Below are 14,812 nucleotides of genomic sequence, written 5' to 3' on the forward strand. Positions count from 1 at the left end.
TAGGACACTTGAGAGGAGCTGCCCATAGTACGAGAGGACCTGGGTGGACGTACCTCTGGTGCTCCGGTTGTCCTGCCAAGGGCATAGCCGGGTAGCCATGTACGGAACGGATAACCGCTGAAAGCATCTAAGCGGGAAGCCGGCCTCAAGACCAGGTGTCCCGGGCCGCAAGGCCCCTAAAGACCCCTCGTAGACCACGAGGTTGATAGGCCGGGTGTGGAAGCCGAGCAATCGGAGGAGCTAACCGGTACTAATAGGTCGTGCGGCTTGACCATACTCCATGGAACGTGACGAGCATCGCGCCCGGAGCTCGGGTGTGAGCAGCGCTACGCAGCGAGCGAGAGACGCTTCAGAACGACGACGCGGTGAGGATCACCGCGAACAGAGAGCCTGCATGGCGGACGCCATGCGGGCTCTTTTGCTTTTGTCCGCGGCTCGCGGAGCCGGGCCAGCCGGGCCTCGCGGAGCTGCCCGGCCCGAGGAGACCCTGCTCTTCGCGCGGCGCGGGGGACCCCGCCGGACTCGCCTGAGACCTCGCTCGCCAGGCTGCGCCTGATCGCGACGCGTCCGGTCGCGCTGCCGCGGTCGGCGGGCGTCGCGAACAGCGACCTCGACCTTGCCGGGACGCCGCGCTCCCATGAGGGCTCCGCCTCCGGGGGGCTGCCGCTGGGCAGCTTTACCACGCCGGTTCCAGATGTACGGCGCGCTGCGGTTGCGATTATGTTCGCCGCATGCGGCCTCTGATGAAGCGGCCCACGCGGACGGCGCAGCGCGTCTATCGGCGTGGAGTATCCGAGCGCCTCGAGCCTCTGCACGCGGCTCGCCTCGATGGCGCGAACCTTTCGGCGAATCGAGCGCGCCAGGCACCGAGCCGGGCACGATGACAACGCACATAGAAACCACGTTGCCCGGCGAGGATCCCGCCGAGCTGCCCGCGGACGCATCTGCAGGGCAGGGCGCGGCGGCGCACGCGGCGGAGCGCCTCCCTTCCGTGCCGCGCACGGCGGTGCGCAGGCTCGTCTGGGCGTGCTTCTGGATCACGATGGCGCTCTGCCTCGCGCTGATGGCGTGCAAGACGGCGGCGCGCTTCGACCTGACCACGCTCTGGGACGACGCGTACATGTTCCAGCGCTACGCGCACAACATCCTCGCCGGGCACGGCGTCTCGTGGAACCCGGGCGGGCCGCCGGCCTACGGGCTCACCTCGCTCGCCTTCATCGTCGCCGCCGTGCCGCTCCACCTCATCACCGGCGGCAACACGAGCCTCGCCGCGATGCTTCAGAGCTTCATCTGGGGCCCGGTGCTGCTCGTCCTGCTCGTCCTGCTCGTCCTGCGCGCGGCGGGCGACGGGAAGATCGCGCGGCTGTCCTGCTTCTCGCTGGTCGCGTTCTGCGTGGCCCGCTCCACGCTGGCCGACCACTTCGTGAGCGGCATGGACACGTCGTTCGGCCTCTCCTTCCTCACCGCCTACCTGCTCCTCGCGCTGCGGCTGCTCGGCCCGGCCCGGGTCACCGGCGGGGTGGCGCTCGGCGCCTTCGGCGGGCTCGCCTTCTCGGTGCGGCCGGAGCTCACGGCCTACACCGTCCTCGTCCCGCTCGCGCTCGTCGTGCTCGAGCGCGACCGCGCCCGCCGGCGCTTCGGGCTCGCCGCCCTCGCCGCGACCGCGGGCGTCCTCGCCCTCCATCTCGGGGCCGCCAAGCTGTACTTCGGCTCGCCCCTCCCGCTCCCGTTCTACGCCAAGTCGACGAACCTCTACGGGTCAGGGATCCTCCGCGCCTACCGCGGCCGGCCGACCATCGATCTCCTCGACTGGCTCGACTTCTTCTGGCCGCTCTTCGCTGTCATCGCCCTCGACGTGCTCGTGGGCCTCGGCGCGCGCCAGGCGGCCCCCGGCGCGCCGGCGGGGGAGGGGCAGAGGACCGGCCCCCGGGCGTGGTGGGCGGCGTCCACGGCGCTCGACAAAGGGGTCCTCGCCGCGACGCTCCTGTGCCTCGCCTACTCGTGGTTGTTCGTCGTCCCGATCATGGGGTTTGCGCAGCGCTTCTATTACGCGCCGCTGCCAGGTCTCATCTACCTCGCATGTCGGAGCGCTGTCCGGCTCGCGCGGACGCTCTCCGACGCGCTCGGGCAGCCCGCGCCGGCCGCCCTGCCCGTGGCCGGCGTCGCCGCGCTGGCGATCCTCTGGCTCCACCTCGCCACGCCGCTCGCCACGGCGGGCAAGGACCTCGCGGGCGCCGCTGCGGGGAACCGGCTCGGACACTTCAACATCGTCAAGCACGGCAACACCTCGGGACCGCAGAGTTACTGGTTCGCGATCGATCGCGTCTCGACGCTCCCCGACGACCTCGTCATCGCCACGACCGAGGTCGGGATGCTCGGCGCGATGAACCTCGAGAAGACGATCATCGACATGGCCGGCCTGAACGACCGGCGCTTCGCGCTCGAGCCGTTCTCCGCGGACAGGTTCTTCGCGGCCTACAAGCCCGATCTCATCTACATGCCTCACCCGCACTACGTGAAGATGATCGAGGATCTGGAGGCCCACCCGGAGATGTCCCGCTATGTCGTCCACACGAAGAAGAAGCTCGGGACATCGCAGTTCGGCATCGCCATCCGGCGCGAGAGCCGGTACTTCGAGCAGCTGCAGCAGATCGTGAAAGAGAAGACGAGCTCGAAGTCGAAGTGACGCCCCGCGGCGCGAGGTCGATCGCGCCGAGGCCGAGCGACGCCCGCGGGTGAGGCAGTCTTGGGACGAGGCGTGGCGGCGCGCCCCAGCCCGCAGGCGCGATTGCGCGCCGCGCGCCCGAAACGCCGCGCCCGCTCGATGGCATGCCCGCTGCACCAGCCTCTCCGAGGAGAGCTGAAACCATGGAATTTCCGGTGCAGCGAGAAATGTTCACCCAGCCCGAGAACAACGGGTGGGTGCGCACCCTGGCCAGGTTTGGGTTTGCAGCCAAGGGCGTCGTCTACGTGTTGATCGGCGCGCTGTCGCTCCAGGCTGCCTTCAGCGGCGGCGGGACGGCCGGCGGGCGCGAGGCGGTCGGGCTCCTCGGCGAGCAGCCGTTCGGGCAAGCGTTGCTGTTCCTCGTCGGGATAGGGCTGCTCGGGTATGCGCTGTGGCGAGAGGTCCTCGCCCTCAAGGACCCGGGCCACGTCGGGAACGACGCGAAGGGCACGGCCGAGCGCGTGGGATGGGCCGTGAGCGGCGTCATCTCGGCGGGGCTCGCGCTGACGGCGTTCCAGCTCGCGCTGGGCCAGGACACCGGCGGCGACGGCGCCAGGACCTGGGTCGGCAAGGTGATGGAGCAGCCGTTCGGGGGCGTCCTCGTCGGCATCGCGGGGCTCGCGGTGATCGGCGTCGCCGTCCAGCAGTTCCGCAAGGCGATGAAGTCCCGCTTCGCGAAGGATCTCAGCACGCAGGGCATGAGCCCCCCCGAGCGCACCTGGGTGTTCCGGATGGCCCGCGTCGGGCTCGTCTCCCGCGGCGTCGTCTTCAGCATCATCGGCGTCGCGCTGATCAAGGCCGCGATCGCCCACGATCCGGGCGAGTCGAAGGGCGTCCGCGAGGCGCTCTCGACCGTGGCCGACTCGCCCTTCGGGACGGCGTTGCTCGTGCTCGTCGCCGCGGGCCTGTGCGCGTACGGCGTGTACATGTTCTTTTGCACGAAGTACTCGAAGCTGGCACACCCCGCGGCCTAGCGCCGCGGGCGCGAGCCCCGAAGGCGCCTGTCCCGCGGAGGTCGCGCCATGAGCACCGAGGTCAGAAGGCTCTATGTCCTGCTCTGCGGCTACGAGATCCTCGAGAAGACGGTCTCGACGCGCGACAGCGGGGGGCGCTTCGTCCTCGCCGAGCCGGTCTCGGCCTACCTGCTCGAGACGGCGCGGGGGCACGTGCTCATCGACGCGGGGCTGAACAGCGCCATCGTCCACGACCCGGCGCTGCGCGAGGAGCACTACACGAAGCAGGGGATTCGCCCGCCGGTCATCCTCCCGGAGCACGAGCTCGCCCAGCAGCTCGCGCAGATCGGGGTGCGACCCGAGGACGTCCGTCACGTCATCTTGACGCACATGCACCTCGACCACGCCGGGAATCTCGGGATGTTCCGCCACGCGCGCATCTCGGTGCAGCGCGCGGAGCACGCGTTTGCGTTCAGCCCGGCGCACGGGCCCGCCTGGTTCGAGCGCGACTACGACCTTCCTGGCCTGCGCTGGGATCTCGTCGAGGGGGACTGGGAGGCGCTGCCCGGCGTCGAGGTCGTCCTCACGCGCGGCCACACGCCAGGCCATCAATCCGTCGTCGTCACGCTGAAGGAGACCGGCAGCGTCGTGCTCGTCGGCGACGCGGGCGACCTCGTCGAGAACTTCTCCGACGAGATCCTCCCCGGGGAGAGCGTCGATGACGAGGCCGCGCTCGCCAGCATCCGCCGCCTCAAGCAGATCGCGCGAGAGCGCGGCGCGAGGCTCCTCCTCGGCCACGATCCGCAGCTCATCCAGCAGGTGCGGCTGCTGCCGGCGTCGTACGCTTGACGGGGGAGCGTCGCCCGGGGCGCCCTGCCCGCGGGCGGCGCCCGGCGCGCGCCCCGGCCGCTGCGCGCTTCACGCGATCCTCCTCGTCTGGTAGCCTCGCCCCAGACCGCGGCGCCGGCCGCACTGGAGCGCGACGTGAACTGCCCGAAATGCACCGCCTCGATGGATGTCATCACCTTCGGCGGGATCGACGTCGACCGATGCACCGCGTGCGGCGGTATCTGGTTCGACAGCCACGAGAAGGAGTCGCTCAAGACGATCGAGGGCTCCCAGCACATCGACACCGGCGACCCCGCGGTGGGGCGGAAGAACAACGATATCCGGCGCGTGCCGTGCCCCCGCTGCACCACGCCGATGGTGCGCATGGTCGACCCGCAGCAGCCGCACATCTGGTACGAGACCTGCAGCGTGTGCGGCGGCGTCTACCTCGATGCCGGCGAGTTCCGCGATTACAAGGAACACACGCTCGGCGACTTCTTCCGCAGCCTGTTCGTGCGGCCGCGCGGCTGACGGGGCGCCGCCGCGCGCTGTCAGCCGCGCTGCGGACTGGCACCCACGCCGGCCGGCGAAGCTCAGCCGGGAGGCGCCCGCTCGGCGATCTCCGCGAACGAGCCCTGTCCGGCGGGGGCCTCGGGGAACGTCGCCAGGAGCTCGCCGGCGCGGAAGACCCACAGCGTGCCGGGCGTCGCCTTGTTCCAGAGCTCGTCGCGCGTGAGCGGCTCGGTGGCCACGACGGCCATGCGCGCGTCGGGGCCCATGCCGTGGACGTCGTTGAAGTTCACCTTGAGGTCCGCGTCCACGAGCGTCGCCTCGCCGAAGGGGGCCTGGCGGAGGATGCAGGACAGGTTGTCGCCGCAGCGGGCGAAGAGGTGCTCGCCGTCCGCGAACAGGAAGTTGAAGACTCCGTCGCTGCCGAGCTCGTTCCCGAGCTCGTAGAGCGTTCTCCCGAGCTCCCGCCCGTCGGTCGGGTACTGCGCGCCGTAGGCGCTCCGGAGCTCCTCGAGGATGACGCAGAAGGCATGTTCGCTGTCGGTGTCGCCGATCGGCGTCTCGAGGTGGAGCTGTCGATCCCTGACCGTGGGCAGGGTGCCGTTGTGCGCGAACACGATGTGGCGCCGGTGGAGCACCCGCATGAAAGGGTGCGTGTTCTTCAGCGCCGCGCCCCCGCGCGTCATCTTGCGCACGTGGGCGATGGAGAGCGCCGTGTGGATCGGGTTCTCGCGGATGAACCGGGCAAGGGGGCTCGAGAACGCGGGGTCAGGCTCGAGGAACGTCCGAGCGAACAGCCCGTCATACAGCGAGACGCCCCAGCCGTCCGCGTGCGGCCCCGTCTGTCCGCCGCGGAGCGCGAGCCCCGTGAACGAGAACACGATGTCCGTCGGCACGTTCGAGACCATGCCAAGGAGCTCACACATGACCTGGATCCTCCCGCCGCGCGAGCGCATCGTCGACGATCAAGAGCCCGGTGACGCCGCCGCCCGCGGAGACGTTGCTCACCGCCGAGGCCGAGAGCCGCACCATCGCGCCTTCCATGCGGCCTGCGAACACGAAGGGGCAGAGATCGAAATAGACCTCTTCCTCGACGATGCCGTCGCGGAACGTCGGCATGCGCGCGGTGCGCGAGGCGCTGCGCTCCTGCACGATCGCGCGCTGCGCCTCGCCGCCGAGGACGGCCTCCCTCCACGCGTCGGGCGGCGTCTGCCACCCGAGCAGGACGCCCTTGCCGCCGTACTCGTCGTTCGGCTTCAGCACGAAGCTCTCCTGTTCGCCCAGGACGAGCTCGACGAGATCTGCCTCGCGGCCCCTCCATTCGGTCCGACCTGCCTTCACCCGGCGCGTCCAGGGGACGTGCGCCGCGATCGCCGCGCGCTGCTCGCGCGAGAACAGGCCCGAGAACTCGGGGTCGCTGAGGACCGCGAACGCCGCCTTCTTGTTGAGGGGCTTCGTGCGGAACGAGTTCGCGACATGCGCCGCGCGGTCCCGGTACGCGCGGACGAGCGGGTGATCGACGCCGCGCCGCCCGATGAGCTCCTGCGTGATCACCCGGCGGTAGACGAGATCGATCGGCTCTCCGCCGGCGGACAGCCGGACGCCGTCGTACTCGAGCTGGTCCGGATCGACGATCATCGTCCGGTGCCCGTCGGCCGAGAGCAGGTGCGCGAGCACCTTGAACTCGGCCGCCGTGTCGGCGGTGGCCCAGTCGACGATCGCCACGGTGGGCCGCGGCTCGCGCCCGCCCCGCGCGGCGTACCCCTCGCGCAGCGCGCGGATCAGCCCGCGGTGCGGCGCGGGCGTGCGCAGGCCCGGCCGGCCCCGGAAGGGCGCCATGTGGGGGAGGGCCATCAGCGTCTGCTCGATGAGGAGCTGATCGGTGATGCCAGCGGGGGAGTCGGCGTTGAGCTCGATGAAGGAAAAGCCACCCTCGGTCACCAGCATGTCGAGGCGCCCGACCGTGAGGAACGGGCCCTCGCCGGGATCCAGGGCCGCGAGGGCGCGCTCGTCCGCCGACATCCCCAGCTCGTCGGCCAGGGCGGGATCCACGAGCGCGCGCCGCGCGACGCGCTCGAGCGCGGCGGCGACCCGCTCGGCGGCGCTGGCGACCGCGGCGTAGTCCTGCTCCGTGATGAGGTAGGGCCGCAGGTGGCGGCACAGCGCGCGCGTCCCGTGCACGAGCCCGAGCTCCCGCTGCCCCTCGAGGAACGACGCGAACCGCGCCGCATCCATCGCGCCGGGCGCGGCGAGCTGCGCGTCGAGCTGCTCCGCGAGCGCTCCTCTCGTGTCCCGGTTCATGACCACCTCACGCCGCGCCCGCGCCCGGGATCGCCCAGGCGTGCACGGGTTGTCCGGAGTCGACCTCGGCCATGTACCGCTCCAGCATCCTCCGGAGCGCCTCGTCTCGCGGCGCCCCGCGCGCCTCCATCGCCTCCAGCGCGCGGAGCTGCCATACGGCCCCGGTGACGCCCCTGGCGACGCGCCGCTCGAAGATCTCCAGGAGCTGGCGGGCCTCTGCCCCGTCCACCCCGGCGGTGAGCAGCCCCTCCTCGACCTGCGGCAGGAGCGAGAGCAGGAGATCGCGCGCGCGGATCCCCCTGGGCGGGGCCCCCGGCGCGGTCGGCCAGACAAGCTCGGCGTCGAGGCCGAACTGCGCTGCATGGTAGAAGTTCCTGGCGGCCAGGCTGAAGGGGAATGACGGCAGGAGCTCGGAGACGGAGGGCGCGAGCGCGAGGATGCCCCCGAGCAGGAAGCTGCCGTTCGCGAGCATGTCGTCGAGGGTCGGGCCCGACGGCAGGGCGCGCAGCTCGATCCGCAGGTGGCCGTCCCCGGCCGGGTCGTAGACCGGTCGATTCCAGTTCCAGACCGTGCCGTGGTGCAGGCGGAGCTCGTGGAGCTGGGGCACGCCGCCGGCCCGCGCGCACGCGAGGACGTCCTCGTCGCTGCACACGGGGAGGATGGGCTCGTGCAGCGCGACGCTCTCCATGAACAGCTCCGCGGCGCCGTCGCGCACCCAGCCGGTGCCGAAGCCGATGCGGGCCGGCTTCTTCCAGTCCGCGTCGGGGTCCGGCGGGCGGTCGTCGCCGGCCTGCTTGAACACCGCGACCCGCGTCTCGTGCCACAGCCGGTGGCCGAGGAAGATGGGCGAGTTGCCGGACGCCGCGAGCACGGGCGCGGTCATCATCATGGCCGCGTTGAACAGCCGCGCGAAGGCGTCGGGGGCCGCCCGCAGGTGGACCTGGAACGCGGTGTTCGCCGCTTCCATCGCGGGGTCGTCCGACATCAGATCGAGCGGCTCGGCCCCGTCGATGCGGATGTGGAACGGCGCCTTGCGCAGCCGCGTGAGCCCCGCGGCGAGCGCGCGATACCGGGGCAGGTTCGTGATCGTCCCCGGGTTGAAGTCCTGCCGCCGGAACGTCGGCAGGATGCTGACCGGGACCACGCGCGCCCCCCGCGCCGCGGCGCGCTGGCGGATCGACTCGGCTGTCGCGCGCATCTGCTCGCGCAGCGCCGAGAACGGCCGGCCCGCGAGCGGCACCGCCTGCGTGCTGAGCTCGATGTCGAACGCGCCCATCTCGGGCGTGATCATCGGGCTCGCCGCCGCGCTGGCGATCTCCGGCCCGATCGGCACGGGGCGCGCCTCGCGGTCGACGAGGAACATCTCGAGCTCGGTGCCGATCGTCGTCTCTCCCAGGCCGAACCCCGGCCGGCTGAGCACCATCTCGAGCGCCGTGAGGTTCTGCTGGAGGCGCGCTTTGAACAGCCCGTAATCGACGGTCCTGAAATGATCTTGCTGGATCTCGATGCCCAAGGGACCTCCCGCTGCGATCCCGGCGAGAGCTGAGCCGCTGTTCGAACCGGGCTCCCGCCGTGGGCTGGAGCGCGCGCGTCGCCGTGATCGTGATCTTCCTGCCAGGGCTCGCGCACTGCAAAGCCAGGGCCATGAGCGGCGAGCTCGTCGAGGGGGCGCGCTGCGGAGGAGGTTGGTTCCTGGTTGTGCGGTTCCCCGCGTCCGTCGAGCTCGACCGGTGTGGCGCGCTGGCGGCCTGTGGCAGAACGCCGCGTGGGTCGCTGCTGGCCGGTGTCGCCGCTATTTGGGGCCGGCGCAGCGGCGCGAGCTCACTGCTCGGCGCGCGGGACGCGCTCGACGGTGCATTGCCCCGCCGAGCAGCGGGCGAGCGTGTCCTCCTTCGGCGCCATGCACTTCGCGACCGGGCAGCTCTCGGCCGCGCAGCTCCGGGCGCGCCACTGCTCGTGCGCCGCGAGCGCGTCGCGGTGGAACGCCTGGTTGCACGGCGGGCAGAGCTGGTCGCAGCACTGCTCGGGGCGAGCGCAGGACACCACGCAGTCGGCGTCGGTGGCGCATCGAGGCTCCGACGCCGCGCCGCTGCCGTCCAGGGCCGCGGAGCCGGTCGGCGCCGGGGCGCCGGACGTGGGCGCGATGGAGGTGGGCGACGTGGTGGTCGTGGGCGCCGGCGCCTGCGCCGGGGCTTCGCTGCGACAGCCGGCGAGAACGGAGAGGGCGACGAGCACGAACGAGAGAGCGCGCGACGAGGTCTTCATGCCGGCCATCATGGCACGAGCGCGCCGTGGCCCACTCCTGGTCCGTGCGCACCAGGGTCTTCTTGTCCCCGGCGGGACGAGGGGGCGAAGTTCAGGCCGCCTTGAGCGAGCGCTGCCCCGGCGCGGTGACCAGCGGGCGTACCCGGGTGAGGAGCTCGGTGAGGAACTGGTCTGGCTGGGTGAACGCGGCGAAGTGCCCTGCGTTCCTGATCAGCGCGAACGCCTTGTGCGGCGCCTCGACCTCGGCGAAGTACTCCTCGGCCAGGGAGGCGGGGGTGAACACGTCGGCCTCGCCCTGGAAGATGAAGAACGGCACCTCGAAGCGGGTGCCCAGCCGCCGGGCGTCGTGGGACATGAACTCGTCGAACAGCCTGGCCGCGGCGAAATCGAGGCCGGCGACCACGTGTCCGATGTCGCGGAGCGTGTAGGTCGGCGACGACAGGATCAGCGGGAGCAGCAGCCTCCTGTCCAGGTCGCGTATCACTGGATCCATCTTCATGACCCACCGCTGCTTCCGGCTCCAGCCGCGCACGTCCCACCGCGACGGGTCGGCGCCGATCGCCTCGAGGGCCGCGGCTCCCTCGGCGTTGCCCGCCGCGCGCAGCCGCTCGAGCGTCACCTCGTAGGACATGGCCTCGCTGCGCGCCATGTTCACGTTCTGATCGGTGCCGACATAGGCGGAGAACAGGTCGGGCCGGCGCTGGACCATCGACACGCCCACCACCGTGCCCATCGAGCTGGCCAGCAGGATCACCTTGTCTTGCCCGAGGTGCGCGCGCAGCAGCTCCGCGAGCTCGATCCCGTCATCGACCATGCGGTCGAAGGTCATCTCCCCGCTGCCTGCCTTGCCGTTGCGGCCCAGGGTCTTGCCCACGCCGCGCCGTTCCCACTGGACGATCGTGAAGTGCTCCTCCCACGGCCGCAGGACCGGCGTGAACATCGAGTACGGCGAGCCCGGCCCGCCGTGCAGCACGAGCAGGACCGGGTTGTCCCGGTGCTCGCCCCGGATCCCGATCCACTGGTCGATGCCGCCGAGCCGGACGAACCTGTCCTCGACGATCGCGTTCGGGGCGCGGATCTCCAGCGCCCTCGCGATCCGGCGCTGGCGCACCGCGCGGTAGGCCAGCCCGCCGAGCACGGGCGCTGCGAGGACGCCGGCCACGCCGGCCAGGAGGGTGTGCATCACGTCGTCACCTCGTTCGGAAAACTGTTTGTTTCGTACACTGTTTTGTTTATGCGATACACAGTTCCGGGATGGCTGTCAACGGGCGTCAGAAGCGGTCGCGGGAGCGGGGGACGGGAGAGCGCGCGCGGGCGGAGGCGAAGGAGGACGAGATCCTCGGGAGCCCGTCGCGCAGCGCCGAGCTGCTCTGGGGGGAGCGCGAGCGGCCGAGCCGCGGGCCCAAGCCCGGCCTCAGCGTGGAGCGCATCGCGAGGGCCGCGATCGGGATCGCGGACGCCGAGGGGCTCTCGGCCGCGTCGATGCAGCGGGTCGCGAGCGAGTTCGGCTTCACGACGATGGCGCTGTACCGCTACGTGCCGGGCAAGGCCGAGCTGATCGAGCTCATGATCGACATGGCGATCGGCGAGCCGCCGGCCCTGGAATGCGTGTCAGGCGGGTGGCGGCACAAGCTGGAGGCGTGGGCACGGCATCTCTGGGCGGTGTTCCTCCGGCATCCCTGGGCGCTGGGGGCCACCGGTCACCCCCGGTTCATGGGGCCGAACGAGCTGGGGTGGCTGAACTCCGCGCTCGACGCGCTCTCCGGGACCGGCCTCTCCGGCGGGGAGCGGCTCGAGGCGTTCCTCGTCGTCCTCGGCCACGTCCGGACCGCGGCGCACCACGCGGTGGACAGGCGCCTGCGGCAGCAGGGAGGCATCCCGGGCGAGCCGTGGGGGGCCGTGATGACGGAGCTGGTGCAGAAGCACGGCGACCGCTACCCGGCGGTGAGAGAGGCGATGTCGTCGGGCGCCTTCGGGCCGCCCGCGGACGACGGGCTGGAGTTCGGCCTGCGCTGCGTGCTCGACGGCATCGGCGTGCTCATCGCGGAGCGCGCGGCGCGGTGCGCGGGCTAATAGAACGACAGCGGCTGTCCCGTGGCCTCCACGACCGCCATCCACAGATCGTCCGTCGGCCCCACCTGCTTGCGCATGCGGACGGCGAGGGGCATGGGCACGTGCACGAAGCGGCCGTGCCACCGGCCGATCAGCATCTCGGTGTTGCCCGCCATCGCGGCGTGGACCGCGTTCCGGGCCATGTTCCAGCAATACACGCTGTCCGAGGGGGACGCGGGGACGCTGCGGATATGATAGCTCGGGTCCAGGTACTTCAGCGTCGCCTCGACGCCGCGCGCCTTGAAATGGGCGTTGATGCGGTCGCGCAGGAAGAGGCCGATGTCCTTCAGCCGGACGTTGCCGCTGAGATCCGTCGCCATCGGCTCGGCGCTCGAGGTGCAGTGCTCTTGCAGGGCCCCCTCGGCGACGACGATCACGGCGTTGCCGTGGCGGGCCAGCCGGCGCTCGAGGTGCGCGAGCAGGCCGCACGGGCCGTCGATCTCGGCGTGGACCTCGGGGATGAGGACCACGTCCACGTCCGCCGACGCGAGCGCCGCCGAGCACGCGATGAAGCCCGAGTGCCGGCCCATCAGCTTGACGAGCCCGATGCCGTTCTTCGCCCCCGAGGCCTCCACGTGCGCGCTGCGGATGACGTCGACGGCGGCGGCGAAGGCGCTCTCGAAGCCGAAGCTGCGGTCGATGAACTGGATGTCGTTGTCGATGGTCTTCGGCACGCCGATGACCCCGATGGGCAGGCGGCGCTCCTCGATGGCCCGGACGAGCGACATCGCGCCCCGGATGGTGCCGTCTCCGCCGACGACGAAGAGCGCGTTGATGCCCATGGCCTCGAGCGTGTCCGCCATCTGGTGCGGGTCCTGGTTGCCCCGGGACGTGCCGAGGACGGTGCCCCCCATGCGGTGGATCTCCTCGACGCTGCGCGGGTCGAGGCGCATGGGGGCGTGCCCGAAGCGCGCGATCAGCCCTTCGTAGCCGTAGCGAAAGCCGAAGATCTCCGGCACGCCGTAGCTGTCCGCCATCGTGAGCACGAGCCCGCGGATGACGTTGTTCACGCCGGGGCACAGCCCGCCGCAGGTCACGATGCCGGCGCGCATCTCCCTCGGATCCCAGAACACGCGGTTGCGCGGCCCGGCCAGCTCGAACGCCGGCGGCCGCGGGCCGGAGGCGCCCGCCAGGACGGCGGACAGGCGATCGTCGAACAGCACCTTGTCGGCCTCCCCGACGTACACCGTGGCCTTCTCGCCGAGCTTCTCGGCGACGGGCGAGGGGTACCGGCAGGGGCCCAGATCCTTGATGGCGAGATCGGCAGAGGTCACCACGCGGAATGCCTCCGTGGACGAGGACGTCGCCCCGCGGCGCGAGCCGCCGCGGGACCCGGGCATTGTCATCCGGCGCCGGTTTCGTCCGCATTTCGGGGACGAGAAGCTGTCGTAACGCCCTGACCGGGCCGCCGGGGCCCGCTGCACGTCGGTGCCGCTCTTCGCGAACCACGCGGCGTGACCGGAGGGTGCGCTTCGTGCTTCGACGGGGAGGGGCGTTGCGGGTGAGGTCGTCGGCCTTGCTATGCTCTCGCGGTCATGCCGGACCTCCGCACCCTCGTTCCCGGCGACGAGGCCGCCCTCGAGGCGTTCCTCGTCCAGCACGCCGAAAGCTCGATGTTCCTGCGCTCCAACCTGCGCGCTGCAGGCCTCGTCGAGCCGGCGACGCGCGTCAGGGAGAGAATTTGAACCACAGAGGCACAGAGGGCACAGAGGAGAGAAAAAGACGCTTTGATCCTCCGTGTCCTCTGTGGTTCGTTCTCTCAGGGGATCTCCGGCGCGCGGAGCGAGATCGCTAGTTGCACGATCTCAGATCGGCCCACTCGGCCGGGCACCACGACGCGGGGTTGCTGGGCGGGCAGGCCGGGTTGGACCACCAGATCTGCTGCGTCGCCGTCCACAGATGGCCGCCCTGGACCACCCGGGCGCCGGGCGAGTACACCTGCCCCGACGCCCACGCCGGAGCGCTGCGGCAGCTGGTCCCTGTTGTATAGAGGCGGCCCTGGGGGATCACCTCCCGGACCTGGCTCGGGCTCGACCAGTACAGCCTGCTCAGCGCGCCCCCGCCGGAGTCGAAGTACTCGACCTTCAGGTCGTAGCTCTGGCCCGCCACGAGCGAGAGGGTGGCGCTGTCGTCCGTCGGGCTGTGGGCGGTCCAGTTGTCGATGACCAGCGCGCCGTCGACCCAGACGCGCACCCCGTCGTCGGACCGGGTCGTGAGCGTGTAGGTCTCCGAGTAGCGCGGCTCGAACTCTCCGGTCCAGCGCACGGAGAAGTTGTCGGCCGGAATGCCGCTCGCGGGCGAGCCCTCACCCCAGTCGAAGCTCACCCCCGGGTCGGTGCGGACGACCGGCGTGCCCGACAGGGTGGTGTTGGCGAAGTACTCGCCGCGGAGGCCGGTGCCGTTGCCGTCCGGCGGCGGGGTGCAGGCCTCCCAGGTCGAGGGCGACGCGGCGAGGTTGCGGTTCTGGTAGGCGTAAGGCGCGACCTGGTTGAACGACCAGGTGCTCGCGCCCGACATCGTTTGCCAGACGCCCGCCGTCGTCTTCCGCTCCTGGCGGAGCATCTTGATCGGCGCGTCGCACGATATCTGCGGCGTGACGTAGCCGTCCGTGCCCCAGTGCTCGACGTCGTGCGTGTACATCTCGACGGTATCGGGCGCGTCCTCGGCCAGGAACTGCCAGCCCGTGCCGTCCTTCATGTCGACGTGGAGGCAGATCCGCGTGCCGTTCACGTCCGCCACGTGCGCCGGCGTGCACCGCTCGTACTTGAAGACGACCTGCTGCCCCGGCTGCAGATAGCCGAGGTTGCCGCCGAGGGTCCCGCCGCAGGTGCCCCCGGAGCCCCACTGGGTGTTGCAGTTCGGGTGGTTCCCCACGACGCCGTTGTCGTCGCCGAAGTAGTAGACGAACCAGCCCTCCGGCGTGTGGTAGAGGCCCGACTCGATGTTGTAGTACCACTGGCCCACCGCGGTCCAGGCGGTGCTCTCGTTCAGGAGCTCGGGCACTTCCCACTCGATGATCCAGCCGCGCGTGTCATCGATGTTGCCCGTGTAGCTGCTCGTGAGGTCGTAGCTGCCCCACGCCAGGGTAGCTACGCCGAGGGGCTCCTCGTCCGCCCCG

The 14,812-nt window shown here is 71.1% G+C and carries 13 protein-coding genes and 1 rRNA gene (1 of these 14 running past the window's edge); 7 read left to right on the forward strand and 7 right to left on the reverse strand.

Annotated features, from left to right (window positions below; all coding sequences use genetic code 11):
• From WME76_RS06670 to WME76_RS06690, 5 genes are all read left to right on the forward strand, one after another.
• Positions 1-275, forward strand: a 23S ribosomal RNA gene (locus tag WME76_RS06670) (it extends 2,733 nt beyond the left edge of the window).
• A 605-nt stretch (positions 276-880) separates the two neighbouring features.
• On the forward strand, positions 881-2,686 hold the full coding sequence (locus WME76_RS06675; protein ID WP_437959350.1) for a hypothetical protein: 1,806 nt from the start codon (positions 881-883) through the stop codon (positions 2,684-2,686).
• Between the two features lie 182 nt (positions 2,687-2,868).
• Complete coding sequence (locus WME76_RS06680; protein ID WP_437959351.1) at positions 2,869-3,699, forward strand: DUF1206 domain-containing protein; 831 nt, start codon at positions 2,869-2,871, stop codon at positions 3,697-3,699.
• Positions 3,700-3,747: 48 nt separating this feature from the next.
• Entirely contained in the window at positions 3,748-4,527 is a 780-nt protein-coding gene (locus tag WME76_RS06685) for an N-acyl homoserine lactonase family protein (protein ID WP_437959352.1), read from the forward strand.
• A 135-nt stretch (positions 4,528-4,662) separates the two neighbouring features.
• Positions 4,663-5,037 (forward strand): zf-TFIIB domain-containing protein, encoded by a 375-nt coding sequence (locus tag WME76_RS06690; RefSeq protein ID WP_437959353.1) that lies wholly within the window; start codon positions 4,663-4,665, stop codon positions 5,035-5,037.
• A gap of 62 nt (positions 5,038-5,099) precedes the next feature.
• On the opposite strand, the gene WME76_RS06695 is transcribed toward WME76_RS06690, so the two are convergent.
• From WME76_RS06695 to WME76_RS06715, 5 genes are all read right to left on the reverse strand, one after another.
• Positions 5,100-5,942 carry a class II glutamine amidotransferase gene (locus tag WME76_RS06695; protein ID WP_437959354.1) on the reverse strand — a complete coding sequence of 281 codons (843 nt, stop codon included), beginning with the start codon at positions 5,940-5,942 and terminating at the stop codon, positions 5,100-5,102.
• Entirely contained in the window at positions 5,935-7,317 is a 1,383-nt protein-coding gene (locus tag WME76_RS06700; RefSeq protein ID WP_437959355.1) for a hypothetical protein, read from the reverse strand. Before WME76_RS06700 ends, WME76_RS06695 begins: the two co-directional genes overlap by 8 nt.
• Before the next feature lie 7 nt (positions 7,318-7,324).
• Positions 7,325-8,830, reverse strand: coding sequence for a hypothetical protein (locus tag WME76_RS06705; protein ID WP_437959356.1), 1,506 nt, complete (start codon positions 8,828-8,830; stop codon positions 7,325-7,327).
• Between the two features lie 308 nt (positions 8,831-9,138).
• Complete coding sequence (locus tag WME76_RS06710; RefSeq protein ID WP_437959357.1) at positions 9,139-9,582, reverse strand: hypothetical protein; 444 nt, start codon at positions 9,580-9,582, stop codon at positions 9,139-9,141.
• Positions 9,583-9,673: 91 nt separating this feature from the next.
• On the reverse strand, positions 9,674-10,765 hold the full coding sequence (locus WME76_RS06715; protein ID WP_437959358.1) for an alpha/beta fold hydrolase: 1,092 nt from the start codon (positions 10,763-10,765) through the stop codon (positions 9,674-9,676).
• Between the two features lie 71 nt (positions 10,766-10,836).
• On the opposite strand from WME76_RS06715, the gene WME76_RS06720 reads away from it, so the two are divergent.
• The gene (locus WME76_RS06720; protein ID WP_437959359.1) at positions 10,837-11,655 is read left to right on the forward strand and encodes a TetR/AcrR family transcriptional regulator; all 819 of its coding nucleotides are present in this window, start codon (positions 10,837-10,839) and stop codon (positions 11,653-11,655) included.
• Here WME76_RS06720 and WME76_RS06725 read toward each other — a convergent pair.
• On the reverse strand, positions 11,652-12,971 hold the full coding sequence (locus WME76_RS06725; protein ID WP_437959360.1) for an ATP-dependent 6-phosphofructokinase: 1,320 nt from the start codon (positions 12,969-12,971) through the stop codon (positions 11,652-11,654). The two genes, WME76_RS06720 and WME76_RS06725, sit on opposite strands and share 4 nt — an antisense overlap.
• Before the next feature lie 258 nt (positions 12,972-13,229).
• On the opposite strand from WME76_RS06725, the gene WME76_RS06730 reads away from it, so the two are divergent.
• The gene (locus tag WME76_RS06730) at positions 13,230-13,379 is read left to right on the forward strand and encodes a hypothetical protein (RefSeq protein WP_437959361.1); all 150 of its coding nucleotides are present in this window, start codon (positions 13,230-13,232) and stop codon (positions 13,377-13,379) included.
• A 106-nt stretch (positions 13,380-13,485) separates the two neighbouring features.
• On the opposite strand, the gene WME76_RS06735 is transcribed toward WME76_RS06730, so the two are convergent.
• Entirely contained in the window at positions 13,486-14,697 is a 1,212-nt protein-coding gene (locus tag WME76_RS06735; protein WP_437959362.1) for a PA14 domain-containing protein, read from the reverse strand.
• Between the last annotated feature and the right edge of the window lie 115 nt (positions 14,698-14,812).

This window comes from Sorangium sp. So ce119 (assembly GCF_051524405.1).
In the GTDB taxonomy this organism is placed as follows: domain Bacteria; phylum Myxococcota_A; class Polyangia; order Polyangiales; family Polyangiaceae; genus Sorangium; species Sorangium cellulosum_G.

Coding starts and splice junctions, on each gene's coding strand:
- WME76_RS06730 (WP_437959361.1), top strand. CDS start 13,230: ATGCCGGACCTCCGCACCCTCGTTCCCGGCGACGAGGCCGCCCTCGAG.
- WME76_RS06680 (WP_437959351.1), top strand. CDS start 2,869: ATGGAATTTCCGGTGCAGCGAGAAATGTTCACCCAGCCCGAGAACAAC.
- WME76_RS06715 (WP_437959358.1), bottom strand. CDS start 10,765: ATGCACACCCTCCTGGCCGGCGTGGCCGGCGTCCTCGCAGCGCCCGTG.
- WME76_RS06685 (WP_437959352.1), top strand. CDS start 3,748: ATGAGCACCGAGGTCAGAAGGCTCTATGTCCTGCTCTGCGGCTACGAG.
- WME76_RS06700 (WP_437959355.1), bottom strand. CDS start 7,317: ATGAACCGGGACACGAGAGGAGCGCTCGCGGAGCAGCTCGACGCGCAG.
- WME76_RS06675 (WP_437959350.1), top strand. CDS start 881: ATGACAACGCACATAGAAACCACGTTGCCCGGCGAGGATCCCGCCGAG.
- WME76_RS06720 (WP_437959359.1), top strand. CDS start 10,837: ATGGCTGTCAACGGGCGTCAGAAGCGGTCGCGGGAGCGGGGGACGGGA.
- WME76_RS06710 (WP_437959357.1), bottom strand. CDS start 9,582: ATGAAGACCTCGTCGCGCGCTCTCTCGTTCGTGCTCGTCGCCCTCTCC.
- WME76_RS06695 (WP_437959354.1), bottom strand. CDS start 5,942: ATGTGTGAGCTCCTTGGCATGGTCTCGAACGTGCCGACGGACATCGTG.